Source organism: Bradyrhizobium sp. CCBAU 53415 (genome assembly GCF_028128735.1).
Lineage (GTDB): Bacteria > Pseudomonadota > Alphaproteobacteria > Rhizobiales > Xanthobacteraceae > Bradyrhizobium.
Genome location: NZ_LBJF01000020.1, coordinates 52,513 through 69,729 on the forward strand (window position 1 = coordinate 52,513; position 17,217 = coordinate 69,729).

Here is a 17,217-nt window from a genome sequence, read left to right on the forward strand (position 1 = left end):
CGATGTCTGCATTCATCTACGGACTATGCGCTGCGACATCGGCGGTTTGCGCCGGTCTGTTGCTCGCTGCATACCGTTCAGAACGATACCGACTCCTGTTATGGAGCGGCCTGTGCTTCGTCGGCCTGGCCGCAAACAACGTGATCCTGGTGCTCGACAAGGTCGTGTTGCCTGATGTCGATCTGTCTGCATTGCGCCTGTTCGTCGCACTCATCGCGATGACCATACTTCTCTACGGATTGATCTGGGACACTGAATCATGATGAATAATTTGTCCGCGGTCTTGTCCGGAGCGGTGGCTATGGCCTCGTTCGCGACGAGTTTGTTCTTCATGAAATTCTGGCGTCAGACTTCCGACATCTTCTTTCTGCTGTTCGGGCTGGCGTTCGCGATCGACACGGTCTCGCGCGGCGCTCTCGGGTTCACTGAGGCTTCCAACGAGCTCGAACCCGTGTTCTACGTGCTGAGGCTTGCAATGTTCGCGCTGATCATCGCCGCGATCACGCTCAAGAACCGGTTCCGTTGAGTGATGTCGATCAGGTTCAAGGACTTTCTCCGCTTCGGCGCTTTCGGCCTCGCCGTCGCGCTGATCGTCGCATTCGGCATTTCTCCGTTCACGGGAGGAGTCGTTCAGCAATGGTCGCGGAGCGACGTCGAGGCGAGGTCCAGGCTCGTCTTCAATACGATGCAGCCGTTTCTCGACCGTAACGTCGAGGATCAGTCATGGAATCGCCTGAACGATCTGTTCCGGCGGGTGGCGCTGGACAAGAAGATCCTGGCCGTCGGCTTTTGCAGCGAGACGGGAACGCTGGTCGCCTCGACGCCGGAAATGCCCGCGAGCTTCGAATGCGACAAGATCGCGAGATCCGAGACCGAAAGCTTTTCCGACATCGTCAGCGGAGGCCGGCGAATTCTCGTGGCTGCTTTCCCCGTCGGCGGCAGCACAGGTCGATCCTACCTCGTGATCCTGACCGACCTGAGCTTTGCGAGCGCGCGCTCCAGCCAGGTAGTGGCCTACCTGCTTGCCTCTTTGGCGGGCGTTGTCCTGGTGCTGACGGTCGGCACCATCATATTCGCGATCTTCATGCTGCGCAGCTGGATGAGTTCGCTCAGGCGCGCGGTCGACGAGGTGCGCCTGGGCAGGGCAGGCGAACGGCTCCCGGCGAGCCGATCTGCCATCGACCGTGAGATCCACAAGCTGCTCCGGCGAACTGAAGATTTCAGCCTGACGCACCAGATCGACTGGACCCCCGGAGCACTCCAGGAACTGCTTCACGGCGTGTTGCCGAACGCAGAGGTGCTGGTCGTATCGAATCGGGAGCCGTACATCCACAACCGGACGGATGCCGGGGTTGTCGTGCAGCGGCCCGCGAGCGGGCTGGTTTCGGCGCTGGAGCCGATCATGCGGGCTTGCGGCGGCACCTGGATCGCCCACGGTAGCGGGAGCGCGGATCGAGACACCGTCGATGCGAACGACAGGATCAGAGTCCCGGAAGGCTCGCCCGCTTATGCGCTCCGCCGCGTCTGGATCTCGGACGCCGAGCAGGACGGTTACTATTACGGCTTTGCCAACGAGGGGCTGTGGCCGCTGTGCCATATCGTATTCGTACGGCCGTCGTTCCGGATCGATGATTGGCGGACGTATCAGCAGATCAATCAGCGTTTCGCGGACGCAGTCGTTGCCGAGGCGCAGACCGAGGACCCGGTCGTCCTGGTGCAGGACTATCACTTCGCGCTCGTTCCGAAGATGATCCGCCAGCGCTTGCCGCGGGCGACGATCATCTCGTTCTGGCACATTCCATGGCCCAATGCAGAGACATTCAGCATCTGCCCGTGGAGGCGCGAGATCATCGAGGGCTTGCTGGGAAGCACCATCCTCGGATTTCATACCCAGTTCCATTGCAACAATTTCGTCGAGTGCGTCGACCGTTTCGTGGAGAGCCGGATTGACCGCGAAGTTCAGGCCGTCAGTCTTGGCGGCCATGAGACCAGGATTCGTGCCTATCCCATCTCGATCGAATGGCCTCCCAACGCGCTCGCGGGAGTGCCGGGGCGGGACGAGTGCCGGGCGGAAATCCTGGCCAGGTTCGATCTTGCCGAGGGGACGAAGGTGATCGTCGGCGTCGAGCGGTTCGACTACACCAAAGGCATACCCGACCGCATGCGGGCGATCGACGCGCTGTTGACCCGCGATCCATCCTGGAAAGGGCGGCTCGTCTTCATTCAGGTCGCGGCACCGACGCGCAGCAAGCTCGGCACATATTCGCGGCTGCAGTCGGAGGCGGAGGACCTCGCATCCGAGATCAACGGCCGTCACCCGGATGGTCAGGCCCCCATTCGGCTGATCGTGCGGCACTACGAATCGAGCGACGTGTTCAAGCTGTTCCGCGCCGCGGACGTTTGTGTCGTCGGCAGCTTGCATGACGGCATGAACCTCGTCGCCAAGGAATTCGTCAGCTGCCGCGATGACGATGCGGGTGTGCTCGTGCTGTCGAGCTTCACTGGCGCGGCGCGCGAGATGTCCGAAGCATTGATCGTCAATCCCTACGACACCGAAGAGCTCGCCGCCGCGATCAAGCGTGCCATGACCATGCCCCTGGACGAGCAGGTCGAACGAATGAAGCTCATGCGACAGCAGGTCAAGGAGAACAACGTCTACCGCTGGGCGGGAACCATGCTGGTCGATGCTGCGCGCAGCCGCACCCGCGAGCGGATCGTCGCCCTGACCGAATCCGGCGAGAACGCGCATTCGACGGAGCCAGGGACGCGGACGGTTTGGCCTGCACCGCCCAGAAAGAAGCACGCCGGCGGCTGACGTATGATTTCGGGCAAATCGTCGGTTGCGGCTTCGTCCCTGAAGTCTGCGCTACTATGTCACAATGCAGACGGGGGATCGAAGGTTAGTTTCCCGACGATGCCGAGGGGTGCTTCGACCGTGAAAGCGACCGTCGTGCCGATTGCAGATCGAAGGCCAGTGCAGGATATGCACGATCCAGAGACATCGAGATCCATCCGCAGTGCCGGTGCGGTACCGTTTACGGTCCAGAACGCGCTTCTGGCGACCTTGCCTGAGGCGGAATTCGCTTTGTTGCGACCGCACCTGAAGGCGGTCCCGCTGAAGCGAAACGATATCCTCCAGGAGGCCTTGCGGTATCCGGATGCAGCCTACTTCATCGAGTCAGGCGTGGTCTCGCGCATGGTTCGAACCGCCAGGGATGGACAGGTTGAAGTGGCTGTCGTCGGCAAGTTCGGATTTGTCGGCGTGTCGCTGGTGCTCGGTACGATGCAGACGATTCAGCGAAGCGTCGTCCGTGTTCCCGGAAGTGCGCTGCGCATCGAAGCTACCGCGTTTCGCGACATCCTGCAGCAAAGCCCAGCCACACGCGAGCATCTGCTCAGATACGTGCAGGTGTTGATCGCGCTCAATGCGCAGATTGCCTTGTGCAATGCCAGGCACGAAATCTCCGAGCGCGCGGCCCGATGGATACTGCTCGCGCAGGATCGCATCGGGAGCGACCGCGTTCCCGTGACGCATGGAATGATTGCGTCGGCCCTCGGCGTCAGGCGGCCGGGGGTGTCCAAGGCACTGTCGAACTTCGAGGCGCAAGGCATCATCGAAGGCTCACGTGGCGCCATTCGAATCCGGGACATGGCCGGGTTGCGTCGGCAAGCCTGCGAATGCGAAACAATTCTGAAGGATCGCTTTCGGATCTTTCGCGACATGCCCCAACACGACCATCGTGTCATGTGACGTGGCTGCCTGAGCTGCAACGGCGAAAGCCGCCGCGCGTCATGCGCGACGGCGCCGTCTCAGACCAATGTTACGCCACGCGTCTTGCCGCGCCGGCCTTGGTCAGGATCCCGTCGAGACAATCGATCATCTCGGCGATCTCGGCTCGCGTGACGTTGAGCGCCGGCATGAAGCGCAGCGTGTCGAGCTGGGGGGCGTTCAGGAGCACGCCGGCCTCGAACGCCTGCGCAACGATGCCTGGCGCGATCGGCAGCTTGAGGTCGAGCGCGAGCAACAGCCCGCGTCCCCGCACGCCGCCGAGGCCGTGCCGCGCCGAGACTTTCTGCAGTTCGCTCTCGAGCAGCAAGCCCGTCTCGGTGACCGCCTTCAGGAAGTCGGACTTGCCGACCTCCTCGAGCACCGCAAGTCCCGCCGCGCACATGATCGGATTGCCGTTGAACGTGCCGCCCTGGTCGCCGTGCTCGAAGCAGGAAGCGCGTTCGGTTGCGAGCAGCGCGGCGAGCGGCACGCCGCCGCCGATGCCCTTGCCGAGCGTCATGATGTCGGGCGCAATGTCGGCGTGCTCGTGGTGGAAAAGCTTGCCGGTCCGGCCCATCCCGGTCTGGATCTCGTCGAAGATCAGGAGCAGGCCGTGTGCCTCGGTGAGCGCGCGCAGCTGCCGCAGAAACTGATCGGTCGCGGGCCACACGCCCGACTCGCCCTGGATGGGTTCAAGCATCACCGCAACGGTGTTGTCGCTGATCAGCCTTTCGACCGAGCCGATGTCGTTGAGCTTGGCCTTCCTGAAGCCTGAGACCTTCGGTTCGAACAGCGGCTCGAACGCCTTCTTGCCCGAGGCCGACATCGTCGCCAGCGTCCTGCCGTGGAAGCCGCCCTCGAACGTAATGATCTCGAACGCGCCGCCCTTGCGCAGGCTGCCAAATTTGCGCGCGAGCTTGATCGCGCCTTCATTGGCCTCCGCGCCGGAATTGGCAAAGAACACCTGGTCGAACGCGCTGTTTTCGACCAATGCCTGCGCAAGCTTGAGGCTCGGCTCGTTGTAGAAGGCCGGGCTCGGCGTCAATAGCCGCCTGGCTTGCGCGCTGAGCGCGTCAGCGATCGCGGGTGGGGAGTGGCCGAGGCAGTTCACGGCCCAGCCCTGCACGAAATCGAGATAGCGCTTGCGACTGTCGTCCCAGAGATAGGAGCCGGCGCCGCGGACGAACACGGCCTTGGGCCGTGCGGTGATGTCCATCAGCGCGTCATACGGATGGGTGGCGGTGGTCATGTCGTACTCCTCTGGGGGCAGGTGGAAAATGGACGCAAAAACAAGAAGGCCGCACTTTGCGGGTGCGGCCTTCTCGAAAACTGGCTGAATTTTAGTGCTTCAGCGGCGTCGTCGGACATGGCGCAACCCATCATCGTCGCGGGTGCGACGACGGAAAGCTGCGCGGCGGTGGGTCCGAGAGTTGATCATGAGGCGCGTCCCTACAGCCGAATAGCAGAACGTGTCAAGCAGGCATTTCGCGGGTCACCCGCCGAGCGTGCATCGGTCAGGTCGGATGCGCGGCTTCTTCGGCGTCCACGTCGTCCCAATCCGCGTCCGCAATCGCGGTGTCGATCAGTTCGCCGCGCATCAGCTTGAGCGGTGCATTCCAGTACAGCGCGATGTTGTGGAAGGGGTCGGTCAGCACCTTGAACACCCACACCAGTCCGGTTGTGAGGTCGCGCGTGACGAAGAGCTGGAGCATGCGCGCAAGTCCGCCGCCGATGCCGATCGCGAGCCAGAGCGTGCCGACATGCCGGATGAAGTCGAGGCGTGCGGCCGGTGCATCGAACAGTCCGAACAGCGTCGGAAAGGCGAACAGCGCAAGCGGCGCACTGCCCCAGACCAGCAGCAGCACGATCTTGCGGGCCTGGTTGTAGCCGACCTTGACCGCTTCCTTGTATTCGTTGCTGACGTCGTTGACGGCGTCATAACCGTTCGGCTCGAAGAAGAAATGCCCAGTCTGCCGCGTCAGCATCGCGAGCCAGCCGACGATGCCGGCGATTGCAGGGTCTTTGAGCAGCAGGGCGTAGCAGCCGAGGAAGATGACGGCGCTGATCAGGTGCAGCGTCTGGTTGACGGTGCTCTGGTGGTAGAAGCGGTAATCGTCGAAGCGCTGCGTGCGCAGCATGTCCGAGAGGCGGCTCATCCTCGTTCCTCGCTCGCGTTGAAAAGCGCGAGCAGAGTTAGGCCGAGTCCGTGACTCCTGCGTGAATGCATTATAGTGTCACATTGCGGCGCACAGGCAGTCTCGTGTGCGGCCCCGTGGAACCCATTGCGTCACTGGCGCGTTTGTGATCGAAGCACGCGAATTGGTTCGAACCGGACGCACCGCGGCTCAGACCAAGAATGGCGGGACCAACGAGTCAGTTTCAGCCTTGTCCGACACGCTTTACCCAATCGACCTCGACAGCATTCGCGGCGCATTTCCGCCGGGTATCGACGCGCCGCCGCTGCTGGTCGATTTTGCCGCTTGGCTCGAGGGGCGCCCCTGGGGCAGCGTCGGCTGCTTCGCCTTGCAAGGCCAGTTCTCCGATTCCGCGCCGATCGTCGACGGCAGTCCCTTGCGCGACAGGTTCTCGCTGTTCATGCGGCTGCCGGATGGCTCTGCCGTCGGCGGCTGGTATGGCGCCGGTCTCGATCGCGACAATCCGCCGATCGTGGGACTCGGGTCGGAGGGCGATTACGAGCTGCTCGCACCGAACCTCGATGCCTTGCTCGGCAAGCTCACATCGCAGGCCTTCGACAGCGCCTGGAGCGATCTGCGGCCGCGCGAGGATGTCGCGTGTCAGACGGTTGAGCTTGCGCAATGGCTCGCCGGGCAGCCGGCTGGCGACAAGACGACATCTGACGACGGTGCGCCGGATTTGCCCGACTTCCGCGGCTTCGTCGAAAAATGGAGCAGGGATCGCGAGGACTATTGGGCCAATCACCGCTTGATGGCCGAGCTCGGCTGGCGCCTGGCCGCGCATCTGCCCAAGGGCAAGAAGCCCTGGGACAAGACGCTTTTCGAGGTCGCAATCGTCGGCAAGCAATACCAGGCGCGCGTGCTGACGCGCGGGCCGCAGCCGTTCGACGAAGCCGCCTCGATCGAATCCCTGCTGCGCGATCTGCGCGAGGAGATGCGCCGCGCGCAGCCCGAGCTCGGGCTGTGGTATGCGATGAAATTCGGCCTCCATGCCGACGGGCGCGTCATGCCGAGCTTCGAATACGATGTGCGTCCGACCATCGAGGGCGAACCGGCGCTACTATCCGAGGCGAAGGCCGATCTCGCCCGCGCTCCGCGCCCGGAGCGCTGGGTGCCGAAATGGCTGGCGTGACAGCATCCGTTCGCAATGGCGGAGTGCCTCAGAACCCCGCGACGCTGCCGTGCAGATCGTATTGGTCCGCGCGCTCGATCTTGGCCGTGACGATCTCGCCGACGCGCAACGGGCGGCGGCTGGAGAGATAGACTGCGCCGTCGATCTCCGGCGCATCGGCCTTGGAGCGGCCCTTGGCGACGGTCGGGCCGACCTCGTCGATGATGATCTGCTGCCGCGTGCCGACCTTGCGCTTCAGTCTGCGTGCCGAGATCTTCTGCTGGCGGGCCATCAGTGCGTTGTAGCGCTCCTGCTTGACCTCTTCGGGCACAGGGTTCTCGATCGCGTTCGAGGTGGCGCCGGCGACCGGCTCGTATTTGAAGCAGCCGACGCGGTCGATCTCGGCCTCGTCGAGCCAGTCGAGCAGATAGGCGAAATCGGCATCGGTCTCGCCGGGGAAGCCGACGATGAAGGTCGAGCGCAAGGCGAGATCGGGACATTCCTCGCGCCAGCGCTTGATCCGCGCCAGCGTCCTGTCCTGCGCGGCGGGGCGCTTCATCGCCTTCAGCACCTCGGGGCTCGCATGCTGGAACGGGATGTCGAGATAGGGCAGCACCTTGCCCTCGTTCATCAGCGCGATGACCTCGTCGACATGCGGGTAGGGGTAGACGTATTGCAGTCGGACCCAGGCGCCGAGTTCGCCGAGCTCGCGCGCGAGGTCGAGGAATTTGGCGCGGACCTGGCGGTCCTTCCACGGACTCTCGGCGTATTTCAGATCGACGCCGTAGGCGGAAGTGTCCTGCGAGATGACGAGCAGCTCCTTGACGCCGGCGCCGACCAGCCGCTCGGCTTCGCGCAACACGTCATTGGCCGGGCGTGAGACCAGATCGCCGCGCAGCTTCGGGATGATGCAGAAGGTACAGCGGTTGTTGCAGCCCTCGGAGATCTTCAAGTAGGCGTAGTGCCGCGGCGTCAGCTTGATGCCCTGGGGCGGCACCAGATCGAGATGCGGATTGTGTGCCGGCGGCAGCGCGCGGTGCACGGCATCGAGCACGCTCTCATATTGCTGCGGACCGGTGATGGAGAGCACGCCCGGATAGGCCTGTTCGATCTGCTCCGGTTCCGCGCCCATGCAGCCGGTGACGATCACCTTGCCGTTCTCGGCCATGGCCTCGCCGATCGCCGACAGCGATTCCTGCTTGGCGCTGTCGAGGAAGCCGCAGGTGTTGACGATGACGATGTCGGCCCCGTCATGCTTGCGCGCGAGCTCATAGCCCTCCGCGCGCAAGCGCGTGATGATGCGCTCGGAATCCACCAATGCCTTGGGACACCCGAGCGACACGAAGCTGACCTTGGGCGCAGCCGTCTGATCCATATCCAAATCTGCCTGATTGACGGGCCTGAGCTAGTCCCAATTGCCCACAATTACAACCCTTTGCAGGGCGTTCCGGCGTGCTATGGATGAATCAGCTGCCGCGAGTGAGCCATGAGCGCCGAACAGTCGCCCAAAATCGTGATCGTCGACGAAAGCCCGATCCGGGCTGCGATCCTCGAGGAGGGGTTGCGGGAGGCCGGGTTCACGCAGGTGGTCCATATCAGCGAGATGCAGAGCCTGCTCGCCCGTATTTATGCGGTCGATCCCGACATCATCCTGATCGATCTGGAGAACCCCAGCCGCGACGTGCTGGAGGCGATGTTCCAGGTCAGCCGCGCCGTGAAGCGGCCGATTGCCATGTTCGTGGACCAGAGCGATTCCGCCTCGATCCAGGCCTCGGTCGAGGCCGGGGTGTCCGCGTATATCGTCGACGGGCTGAAGAAGGAGCGCATCAAGCCCATCCTCGACCTCTGCGTGTCCCGCTTCAACGCCTTTGCCAAGCTCCAGGAAGAGCTCGAGCGGACCAAGTCGCAACTCGAGGACCGCAAGGTCATCGAGAAGGCCAAGGGCATCCTGATGCGGGTCAAGGGCCTCAACGAGGACGAGGCCTATGTGCTGCTGCGCTCCACCGCGATGCGCGAGAAGAAGAAAATCGGCGAGATCGCGCAGTCGATCATCACCGCGTCGGAGATGCTGAAATGACCGTTCCCCTCCGCATCGGGTTCATTCCGCTGGTCGATGCCGCCGCCCTGATCGTCGCGGTCGACAAGGGATTTGCCGCCGCTGAGGGGCTCGACGTCGAGCTGGTGCGCGAGGTCTCCTGGTCCAACGTCCGCGACAAGCTCAATATCGGCCTGTTCGACGCGGCGCATTTGCTGGCGCCAGTGGCGATCGCGTCCTCGCTCGGGCTCGGTCACGTCAAGGTGCCGATCGCCGCACCCTTCAATCTCGGCATCAACGGCAATGCCATCACCGTGTCGCCGGCGCTCCATGCCGCGCTGATGGAGCAGATCGACGGCGACCGATTTGACCCGATGGCGACCGCGAAAGCGCTGGCGAAGGTCGTTGCCGTCAGGCGCAAGTCAGGCGCCGAGCCGCTGACCTTCGGCATGACCTTCCCGTTCTCCACCCACAACTATCAATTGCGGTTCTGGATGGCCGCGGCGGGCGTCGATCCCGATGAGGACGTCCGCCTCGTGGTGCTGCCGCCGCCCTATATGGTCGACAGCCTCAAGAACGGCCATGTCGATGCGTTCTGCGTCGGCGCGCCCTGGAATTCGATCGCGGTCGATCTCGGCATCGGTCACATCCTGCATTTCGTCTCCGACATCCTGGTCCGTGCGGCGGAGAAGGTGCTTGCCGTCCGCCAGGCCTGGGCCGACAAGAATCCGAATGTCGTTGCAGCACTGGTCCGTGCGGCGGTGAAGGCTGCCGAGTTCATCGAGCACCCAGAGAACCGGACCGAGGCGGCGCGCATCCTGGCACAGCCGGAACGGATCGGGGTCGATGCCGAGGTCATCCAGCGCACGCTCGACGGACGTTTGAAGATCTCGCCCGACGGCACCTTCCGCGAAAGCGGCCGCTATCTCCTCGTTGGACGCGAGGGAGCAGGGCGCCCGGACCCGGTCCAGGCCGCCTGGCTCTATGCTCAGATGGTGCGCTGGGGGCAGACGGCTCTGACCCCGGACGGCGTCAGGACGGCGATGGCGGTGTTCAGCCCCGACCTTTACGACGCAGCCCTTGGCAAAATGGCGCCCCCCGAAGCTCCCGCGGCGTTCGGCGCCTTCGCCGGGCCTGTCTTCGATCCCGACAACATCCAGGGGCATCTCGAGGCCTTCAAGGTTGGCCGCTGGAAAGCCTGATTCAGGTCTGCTCTATTTTTAAGCGCGCATGTTCGTTGGCTAATGTTTGGGCTGACTGCTCGAATTTCGGGAGAGTTCTCAGATCGGCATCTCCCCGATGTTATCCTAACAGCCTGAAATAACGTCGGTTTTCATTTCGATCCAGCTGGCACGCAACTTGAATGTTGCACTGCGGCCAGCTTGTCACAGGTGCCTGCTGAGCCAAGTCCCGCAGCAACGAAGCTGATCGGACCGCAAGTAACGAAGCCGGCCCCTGAGCAGCCAGCCGAGTTCCTTGCGGGTCGCCAATCCGTCGAAGCCACTCTGGTGGCCGCAGGAGCTTCGTTACCGACCATGAAAATCGATACGCTCTCAGTCGACTTTACCGACGAGCAGAAACGCTACCTCGAAGGCTTCACGACCGGGTTGCAGATCAGCCGGGTTGGTCGCGGTCTCGGCGCGGGAGCCGGCAAGGCGAATGCCGAGCCTGTTGGTCCCGATGCCGAGCACATCAAGGCGCAGGACAAGGTGATCGCGTCGGGCAGGAAGCTCGCCGACCAGGAGAAGTTCAAGCGCGACGAGCATCCCTTCGACGCCTATCCGCGGCTGCGCCAGCAGGCGCTCGACAATTTGCCGCCGAGCCCGGCGGACAATTTCCGCTGGCGCTACTACGGCATCTTCTACGTCGCGCCGACGCAGGACTCCTACATGAGCCGACTGCGCATTCCGAACGGCATCGTGAAGCACTGGCAGCTGTCGGGTCTTGCCGATCTCGCCGACGAGCTCTGCGGCCCCTACAGCCACGTCACGACCCGCGCCAACCTCCAGCTCCGCGAGATCCCGCCGAAGAACGCCGTGAAGCTGATCGAGGGCATCCAGGACCTCGGCCTGTGCTCGCGCGGCTCGGGCGCCGACAACATCCGCAACGTAACAGGGACGCCGACGGCCGGCATCGATCCGCAGGAGCTGATCGACACGCGGCCCTATGCGCGCGAGTGGCATTACCACATCCTCAACGACCGCTCGCTCTACGGTCTGCCGCGCAAGTTCAACGTCGCCTTCGACGGTGCCGGCAGGATCGCGGTGCTGGGGGAGACCAACGATATCGCCTTCACCGCGTACGAGGTGAAGGACGGTTTCGGCGTCGAGCCCGGAGTCTGGTTCCGGCTCGGCCTCGGCGGCATCACCGGCCACAAGGATTTCGCAAAATATTCCGGCATCATCGTCAAGCCGGAGCAGGCGACCGCCGTCGCCGATGCCATCGTGCGCGTGTTCATCGACCATGGCGACCGCACCAACCGCAACAAGGCGCGATTGAAATATGTGCTCGACGCCATGGGCCATGACGGCTTCCTCAAGCTGGTCGAGGAACGGTTGAAGACGCCGTTCACGCGCGTGCCGGAGGAGGCGCTTGCGCCACGGCCTGTGGCGGACCGCATGGCCCATGTCGGCGTGTACAAGCAGAAGCAGGAAGGTCTCAACTGGATCGGCGTGTCGCTGACGCTCGGCAAGCTTACCTCCGATCAGATGCGGGGCCTCGCCAAGGTCGCGCGGGATCTCGGTGACGGCGAGATCCGCCTCACGGTCTGGCAGAACCTTTTGATATCGGGCGTGCGCGACGAGAACGTCGAGCTTGCGAGCGCGGCCATCAGGCAGATAGGGCTCGCCGTGGAGGCCTCGCACATCCGCGCCGGCCTTGTCGCCTGCACCGGCAATGCCGGTTGCCGCTTCGCAGCCGCCAATACCAAGCGCCACGCCGCCGAGATCGGCGACTGGTGCGAGCCGCGCGTCGCGATGGACAAGCCGGTCAACATCCACGTCACCGGTTGCCACCATTCCTGCGCGCAGCATTACATCAGCGACATCGGCCTGATCGGCGCGCGTGTGCCGGTCGGCGAGGAAGACACGGTCGAGGGCTATCACCTCTTCACCGGCGGCGGGTTCGGTCCCGACGCAGACGTCGGGCAGGAGGTCTATCACGACCTCAAGGCCGAGGACGCGCCGAAGACGGTCGAAGCACTGCTCAAGGCCTACATCGCCCATCGCTCGTCTTCCGAAGAAACGTTCCTGTCCTTTGCGCGCCGCCATGACGGCGAGACGCTGCGCAAGCTGGCCGACGCACAGGTGTCCGCATGAACCAGATCACCCCTCCGCCAAAACTCGACCTCATTCCCGCAAGCGCACCGTTCTCCGATGCACAGCGTTCCTGGCTGAACGGCTTCTTCGCCGGACTGCTGTCGCCCGATGTCGCAATGCCATTGTCGGCGGAGCAGGGCGCGGCCGTCATGCAAGGCCCGGCTGGCGACGGCGACGACGGCGAGGCGCCATGGCACGACCAGACCATGCCGATTGCCGAGCGGATGAAGCTCGCCGAGGGACGACCCCTGCGCCGCAAGATGATGGCGGCGATGGCGCAGCAGGATTGCGGCCAGTGCGGCTACAATTGCCACGATTATTCGGAAGCGATCGCGAGCCGCAGCGAAGCACGGCTCAACCTCTGCGTTCCCGGCGGCAAGGAAACCGCGCGGATGCTGAAGTCGCTGTACGAGGATCTCGACAAGGCCCGGGTGGCCAAAGCGGCCGACAAGCCGGACGCGGCGGCGCCGGCCGTGACCGTGACGATCGCCGAGCCCGGCCGCTCACGCGACAATCCGACCGAAGCGACGTTCCTGTCGCGCCGTCTTCTCAACAAGGGCAAGTCGGAGAAGGAGACCTATCACATCGAGTTCGACCTCTCCGAGAGCAAGCTCGACTACGTCGTCGGCGATTCCTTCGGCGTGTTCGCGCGCAACGATGTCGGCCTCGTCGACCAGATCATCGCGCTGCTCGGTGCCTCCCACACCACCAAGGTCAACGGCAAGACGCTGCGCGAGGTGCTGATCGACGACGTCTCGCTGTCGCCGGCGCCCGACACGTTGTTCGAGCTGATCTCCTTCATCACCGGCGGCGCAGCCCGCGAGAAGGCGCGGGCGCTGGCGCAGGGGGAGGATCCCGATGGCGATGCCGCCACCCTGGACGTCATGGCGGCGCTGCAGAAATTTTCCGGCACGCGGCCGCATCCCGAGGCCTTTGTCGAGGCGCTGGAGCCGTTGCAGCCGCGGCTCTACTCGATCTCGTCGTCGCACAATGCCACACCCGGAAGGCTGTCGCTGACCGTCGATTCCGTGCGCTATGTCATCGGCAAGCGCAAGCGCCTCGGCGTCGCCTCGACCTTCCTCGGCGAGCGCATCGCCGAAGGCGAGAAGCTGAAGGTCTATGTGCAGAAGGCGCACGGGTTCGGCCTGCCGCAGGACCCGAAGACGCCCGTCATCATGATCGGACCCGGCACCGGCATCGCGCCGTTCCGCGCCTTCCTGCTCGACCGCAAGGCGACCGGCGCTCCCGGAAAGAACTGGCTGTTCTTCGGCCACCAGCGCAGCGATTGCGATTTCTTCTACCAGGAAGAACTCAAGGCGATGAAGACGTCGGGCCAGCTGACGCGGTTGTCGCTGGCCTGGTCGCGCGACGGCGAAAAGAAGTTCTACGTGCAGGACCGCATGCGCGAGGTCGGCCGCGAGCTGTGGACGTGGCTCGCCGAAGGCGCGCATCTCTACATCTGCGGCGATGCCAAGCGCATGGCGAAGGATGTCGAGCGTGCGCTGGTCGACATCGTCGCCCAGTTCGGCGCGCGGTCGACGGATGAGGCCGTCAGCTTCGTCGCCGAGCTCAAGAAGACCGGCCGCTTCCAGGCGGACGTCTACTGAGTGCTGTCACTCCAGGATCATCCGAGCCGGTTCCAACTGGCTCGGATTTGAGCGAATAAGATTCTCGGAACCCGCCGGTGGAGAGAAAATGCATCTGCGATCGGGGTTCATGGAAGAAGCTCATCGCTATTTCAGTCGGCGTCTTGCCGGCACCCCGGGTTGATCCTTCATACTCGCGCACATGGGGCGTTGGAGATCGACCATGCGCGAACTATCGGCGGAAGCCAGGCTGCACTTCTACGCGCGCTCGCTCTCGCGTCGGACCGGGGCGAGCCTGCACCACGTTGCGCTCTACAGCGCCTTTGCAGTCATTGCCGCGATCGTGTTCGGCACACTGTCGGTACACCCGTTCTGAGGTGTCGTTCCGGGGCGGCGAAGCCGAACTCAGGTGCGCAATTGCGCACCGTAGTCTGGTGCTTCGCATCATCCCGGAATGACGACGAACTTCACGCCCCGCGCTTGAACGGCGCCACTTCGATCCCCGCATCCTTCAGCGCCTGACGCACGCCGCGCGCGATCTCGACCGCGCCGGGCGTATCGCCGTGGATGCAGACCGTATCGGTGCGCATCTTGATGACCTTGCCGGTGACCGAGACGACCGCGCCGTCCTGCACCATGCGCACCACGCGGTCGGCGATCGCCCTGGCGTCATGCAGCACCGCGCCGGGCTTCTTGCGCGAGACGAGGTTGCCGTCGTCCTCATAGGCGCGGTCGGCGAACACCTCGTGCACCATCGGCAGATTGGCCGCTTCGCCGGCCTTCACCAGCTTCGAATTGGCGAGCACGACGAAGATCAGGCCGGGATCGACCGCCTTGATGCCGGCGGCGATCGCCATCGCCGTCATATCGTCCTCGCAGGCGACGTTGGAGAGCGCGCCATGCGCCTTCACATGCGTCACCTTGTAGCCGGCGGCGGTCGCGATCGCCTGCAATGCGCCGATCTGGTAGGCGACGAGGTTCTCGATCTCCGAAGCCTTCAGCCCCGCGATCGGATGCCGGCCGAAGCCGTGCAGGTCGCGATATCCGGGATGCGCGCCGACCGACACGCCGCGCGCCTTCGCCAGCTCGACCGTCCGGCGCATGATGTCGGGGTCGCCGGCATGGAAGCCGCAGGCGACGTTGACCGAGCTCGCCAGCTCGATCATGGCGGCGTCGTTGCCCATCTCCCACGCGCCAAAACCTTCGCCGAGGTCGCAATTAAGATCGACTGTTCTCATGGGTTGCTCTCCGCCTCTGATCTTGTTGTCGCTCAGGGCTCCGCCGTGACCTGCCAGGTCCCGGCGTCGACCGCGCTGACCGCATAGCCCGCAACGTTAGCATCGCTGAGCGCCTCGATGTTGAGCGCGATGGCATCGGCAGATCGCAGGTGATCGGGCAGGCTGCGGATCAACTGCGCGAACTTGCGCGCCTCGTCCTGCGCTTCGGCCATGCTGACAGCCTTGAAGCGGAACGCGGTTCCCGCCGAGGTCTGGGCGAGACGGCCGACATCGGCCGTGATCACGGTTGCGATCTTCGGATAACCGCCGGAGGTGCCGCGGTCCATCATCAGCGCGATCGGCGCGCCGTTGCCGGGCACCTGGATGCTGCCGTTGACGGTGCCATCGGAGACGATGTTGTGGCCGTGCAGATGCCTGATCGGGGGGCCTTCGAGCCGGTAGCCCATCCGGTCGGAGGTTGCCGAGATCTTCCACTCGCTGTTCAGGAACAGCGCCTTGTTGGCCTCGTCGAACTCGTCATCCTGCGGACCCAGCAGGACCCGGATCGGACCTGTCGCAGGCTTCGGCAGTTCGATCCGAAGCTCCGGCGCACCGCTCGCGGCATCGACGCTGAACTCGTCGCCGGCCTGGAGCGGGCGCGGGTAGGGGCTGCCGAGGCCGGCGCGGGCATTGACCGCGAGACTGCCGAACACCGGCTCGCCTTTGATGGCGCCCTCGATCGCGAGATAGGTGAAGGCGCCGCCGCGGGCAAAACCCAGCGTCAGCGTCTCGCCGTCCTTCAGCGTCACCGATGTGTCCATCGCGACCGGGTTGCCTGCGACGTCCGCATTGCGCGGTGCGCCAGCGATTGCAACGCGGACGGCGCCGCCGCGGGCGGTGAAGGTGGCACCGAAAGGGCCGATCTCGACGGCGGCCGCGAAAGGCTCGTTGCCGACAAGCGTGTTCGCCGCCGCCAGCGACAGGCGGTCCATGGCCCCGCTGACGGTCAGGCCGTAGCGCTGTGCGCCGTGACGGCCGCCATCCTGGACCGAGCTCGCGGGCCCGATGCTGGCAACAATGAGCCGGCTCATGCGACCACCTGCTCGGCGATGATCTCGCCGGCTTCCGCAGCGCGGTCCAGTTCCGCGAACGTCTTGTGGTCGATGGCGAAGAACGTCACGCGATCGCCGGGTTCGGTGAGGAAGGTCGGATCGCGGTGGAGCTGATAGGTTCTGACAGGCGTGCGGCCGAGCAAATGCCAGCCGCTCGGCGCGGCGAGGCACTGGATACCGGCCTGGACGCCGCCGATAGAGATCGTGCCGGCGGGAGTCAGCAGCCGCGGATTCTGCCGCCGTGACATGTGCAGGGACCTGTCGAGACCGCTGAGATACGACCAGCCCGGCGTGAAGCCGATCATGGCGACCTTGTAGTCGCCGCCGGCATGCCGGGCGATGATGTCGTCGGGCGTGGTGTTGAGCGCTTTCGCGACATCCTCGAGGTCGATGCCATGCTCGCCGCCATAGGCGACGGGAATGCGCCAGCGGCGCGCCTTTGTGACCGGCGGCAGCGGCCGGGTGGCGACCGGAAGGATCTTTTCGCCGAGCGCGTCGAAACCGATCTTTTCGGGGTCGTAGTGCACCAGCAACGAGCGATAGGTCGGCACGGTCTCGGTGATGCCGTCGATGGGGCTTGCTGCGAGCGCCTTGTCGAGCGCCAGCACGCGCTGGTTGGCATCATCGTCGATGGTGCGGCTGAACTCGACCGTGACGGCGCTGTCGCCACTGGGCAGAAGGCGGGGCGGGGGGAGCGTCGCGGCCATTGAGCTGTCGAAGAGCTGTCGAAATCGGACTTTTGGAAGTGCGCGGGCTCGACGTTGAGTTCCGCGTCGCCCCTGCTTCGCGTAAATGCGCCCGCAAGTCCAATAAATTAATGCAAGGGGAGACGATAAAGCCTTGTTATCGCGTCGCATAACAGCTCAGCGGCCCTG

16 protein-coding genes are annotated in these 17,217 nt (G+C 64.3%); 10 read left to right on the forward strand and 6 right to left on the reverse strand.

Annotated elements, in window-relative coordinates:
* Positions 1–2 precede the first annotated feature (2 nt).
* From XH87_RS12730 to XH87_RS12745, 4 genes are all read left to right on the forward strand, one after another.
* The gene (locus XH87_RS12730; protein ID WP_158671851.1) at positions 3–263 is read left to right on the forward strand and encodes a DUF5985 family protein; all 261 of its coding nucleotides are present in this window, start codon (positions 3–5) and stop codon (positions 261–263) included.
* A complete protein-coding gene (locus XH87_RS12735; RefSeq protein WP_271587623.1) occupies positions 263–526 on the forward strand; it encodes a DUF5985 family protein in 264 nt (87 codons plus the stop codon). Before XH87_RS12730 ends, XH87_RS12735 begins: the two co-directional genes overlap by 1 nt.
* Before the next feature lie 3 nt (positions 527–529).
* Positions 530–2,815, forward strand: a complete 2,286-nt coding sequence (locus tag XH87_RS12740; protein ID WP_271587534.1) for an alpha,alpha-trehalose-phosphate synthase (UDP-forming) — start codon at positions 530–532, stop codon at positions 2,813–2,815.
* Between the two features lie 120 nt (positions 2,816–2,935).
* Positions 2,936–3,751 (forward strand): Crp/Fnr family transcriptional regulator, encoded by an 816-nt coding sequence (locus tag XH87_RS12745; RefSeq protein ID WP_158670795.1) that lies wholly within the window; start codon positions 2,936–2,938, stop codon positions 3,749–3,751.
* A 70-nt stretch (positions 3,752–3,821) separates the two neighbouring features.
* Here the strand turns inward: XH87_RS12745 and XH87_RS12750 are convergent, their stop codons facing one another.
* Positions 3,822–5,018: an acetylornithine transaminase gene (locus tag XH87_RS12750; RefSeq protein WP_271587535.1), complete on the reverse strand. Its 1,197-nt coding sequence runs from the start codon at positions 5,016–5,018 to the stop codon at positions 3,822–3,824.
* A 265-nt stretch (positions 5,019–5,283) separates the two neighbouring features.
* Complete coding sequence (locus XH87_RS12755) at positions 5,284–5,925, reverse strand: hypothetical protein (RefSeq protein WP_271587536.1); 642 nt, start codon at positions 5,923–5,925, stop codon at positions 5,284–5,286.
* A gap of 229 nt (positions 5,926–6,154) precedes the next feature.
* Here XH87_RS12755 and XH87_RS12760 point away from each other — a divergent pair, with 229 nt between their 5' ends.
* Positions 6,155–7,096 carry a hypothetical protein gene (locus XH87_RS12760; protein ID WP_271587537.1) on the forward strand — a complete coding sequence of 314 codons (942 nt, stop codon included), beginning with the start codon at positions 6,155–6,157 and terminating at the stop codon, positions 7,094–7,096.
* A 28-nt stretch (positions 7,097–7,124) separates the two neighbouring features.
* Here XH87_RS12760 and rimO read toward each other — a convergent pair whose 3' ends face one another.
* The gene (gene rimO / locus XH87_RS12765; protein ID WP_271587538.1) at positions 7,125–8,450 is read right to left on the reverse strand and encodes a 30S ribosomal protein S12 methylthiotransferase RimO; all 1,326 of its coding nucleotides are present in this window, start codon (positions 8,448–8,450) and stop codon (positions 7,125–7,127) included.
* A gap of 111 nt (positions 8,451–8,561) precedes the next feature.
* On the opposite strand from rimO, the gene XH87_RS12770 reads away from it, so the two are divergent.
* The 5 genes from XH87_RS12770 to XH87_RS12790 all read left to right on the forward strand — a co-directional run bounded on the left by XH87_RS12770 (position 8,562) and on the right by XH87_RS12790 (position 14,389).
* Positions 8,562–9,152: an ANTAR domain-containing response regulator gene (locus XH87_RS12770; RefSeq protein ID WP_035712272.1), complete on the forward strand. Its 591-nt coding sequence runs from the start codon at positions 8,562–8,564 to the stop codon at positions 9,150–9,152.
* Positions 9,149–10,312: a CmpA/NrtA family ABC transporter substrate-binding protein gene (locus tag XH87_RS12775; RefSeq protein WP_271587539.1), complete on the forward strand. Its 1,164-nt coding sequence runs from the start codon at positions 9,149–9,151 to the stop codon at positions 10,310–10,312. Before XH87_RS12770 ends, XH87_RS12775 begins: the two co-directional genes overlap by 4 nt.
* Positions 10,313–10,645: 333 nt before the next feature.
* Positions 10,646–12,427, forward strand: a complete 1,782-nt coding sequence (locus XH87_RS12780; protein ID WP_271587540.1) for a NirA family protein — start codon at positions 10,646–10,648, stop codon at positions 12,425–12,427.
* Complete coding sequence (locus XH87_RS12785; protein WP_271587541.1) at positions 12,424–14,034, forward strand: sulfite reductase subunit alpha; 1,611 nt, start codon at positions 12,424–12,426, stop codon at positions 14,032–14,034. The genes XH87_RS12780 and XH87_RS12785 overlap by 4 nt, the downstream gene beginning before the upstream one ends.
* A 202-nt stretch (positions 14,035–14,236) precedes the next feature.
* Complete coding sequence (locus tag XH87_RS12790) at positions 14,237–14,389, forward strand: hypothetical protein (RefSeq protein WP_035712279.1); 153 nt, start codon at positions 14,237–14,239, stop codon at positions 14,387–14,389.
* Positions 14,390–14,480: 91 nt separating this feature from the next.
* Here XH87_RS12790 and XH87_RS12795 read toward each other — a convergent pair whose 3' ends face one another.
* From XH87_RS12795 to pxpB, 3 genes are read right to left on the reverse strand one after another with little or no spacing between them, the layout of a single operon-like run.
* Entirely contained in the window at positions 14,481–15,251 is a 771-nt protein-coding gene (locus tag XH87_RS12795) for a LamB/YcsF family protein (protein ID WP_271587542.1), read from the reverse strand.
* Between the two features lie 32 nt (positions 15,252–15,283).
* The gene (locus XH87_RS12800) at positions 15,284–16,321 is read right to left on the reverse strand and encodes a biotin-dependent carboxyltransferase family protein (protein ID WP_271587543.1); all 1,038 of its coding nucleotides are present in this window, start codon (positions 16,319–16,321) and stop codon (positions 15,284–15,286) included.
* Positions 16,318–17,049: a 5-oxoprolinase subunit PxpB gene (pxpB, locus tag XH87_RS12805; protein WP_271587544.1), complete on the reverse strand. Its 732-nt coding sequence runs from the start codon at positions 17,047–17,049 to the stop codon at positions 16,318–16,320. The genes XH87_RS12800 and pxpB overlap by 4 nt, the downstream gene beginning before the upstream one ends.
* Positions 17,050–17,217 lie beyond the last annotated feature (168 nt).

Coding starts and splice junctions, on each gene's coding strand:
- XH87_RS12730 (WP_158671851.1), top strand. CDS start 3: ATGTCTGCATTCATCTACGGACTATGCGCTGCGACATCGGCGGTTTGC.
- XH87_RS12735 (WP_271587623.1), top strand. CDS start 263: ATGAATAATTTGTCCGCGGTCTTGTCCGGAGCGGTGGCTATGGCCTCG.
- XH87_RS12740 (WP_271587534.1), top strand. CDS start 530: ATGTCGATCAGGTTCAAGGACTTTCTCCGCTTCGGCGCTTTCGGCCTC.
- XH87_RS12750 (WP_271587535.1), bottom strand. CDS start 5,018: ATGACCACCGCCACCCATCCGTATGACGCGCTGATGGACATCACCGCA.
- XH87_RS12755 (WP_271587536.1), bottom strand. CDS start 5,925: ATGAGCCGCCTCTCGGACATGCTGCGCACGCAGCGCTTCGACGATTAC.
- rimO (WP_271587538.1), bottom strand. CDS start 8,450: ATGGATCAGACGGCTGCGCCCAAGGTCAGCTTCGTGTCGCTCGGGTGT.
- XH87_RS12770 (WP_035712272.1), top strand. CDS start 8,562: ATGAGCGCCGAACAGTCGCCCAAAATCGTGATCGTCGACGAAAGCCCG.
- XH87_RS12775 (WP_271587539.1), top strand. CDS start 9,149: ATGACCGTTCCCCTCCGCATCGGGTTCATTCCGCTGGTCGATGCCGCC.
- XH87_RS12780 (WP_271587540.1), top strand. CDS start 10,646: ATGAAAATCGATACGCTCTCAGTCGACTTTACCGACGAGCAGAAACGC.
- XH87_RS12785 (WP_271587541.1), top strand. CDS start 12,424: ATGAACCAGATCACCCCTCCGCCAAAACTCGACCTCATTCCCGCAAGC.
- XH87_RS12790 (WP_035712279.1), top strand. CDS start 14,237: ATGCGCGAACTATCGGCGGAAGCCAGGCTGCACTTCTACGCGCGCTCG.
- XH87_RS12795 (WP_271587542.1), bottom strand. CDS start 15,251: ATGAGAACAGTCGATCTTAATTGCGACCTCGGCGAAGGTTTTGGCGCG.
- XH87_RS12800 (WP_271587543.1), bottom strand. CDS start 16,321: ATGAGCCGGCTCATTGTTGCCAGCATCGGGCCCGCGAGCTCGGTCCAG.
- pxpB (WP_271587544.1), bottom strand. CDS start 17,049: ATGGCCGCGACGCTCCCCCCGCCCCGCCTTCTGCCCAGTGGCGACAGC.